The organism is Mycolicibacterium sp. XJ879 (assembly GCF_053483935.1).
The window spans coordinates 1-272 of the sequence record NZ_JBEFTH010000049.1 but is presented as its reverse complement, the minus strand read 5'-3'; the positions used below and the strand labels follow the sequence as shown (position 1 = coordinate 272).

Here is a 272-nt window from a genome sequence, read left to right as displayed (position 1 = left end):
CTGATCGGCGCCTACGCCAACCCCGACCGCAGGGCAGGCAAGCTAGCGATGTTCAAGTGCCTCAAACGAATCCGATCCGGACTACCCACGGGATTAGACGAGTTAGCCCAGCTGGGTCGCAGCCTCTGGAAACGGCGCCGAGAGATCCTGGCCTACTTCGACGTCGGTGTCTCCAACGGCCCCGTCGAAGCCATCAACGGCCGCCTCGAGCACCTACGCGGCATCGCACTGGGATTCCGCAACCTCAACCACTACATACTGCGATCCCTGAT

At 61.8% G+C, this 272-nt stretch carries 1 protein-coding gene; it reads left to right on the top strand.

Annotated features, from left to right (window positions below; all coding sequences use genetic code 11):
* A partial coding sequence (locus ABQF13_RS25340; RefSeq protein ID WP_448395559.1) for a transposase occupies window positions 1–272 on the top strand: 272 nt, incomplete at both ends.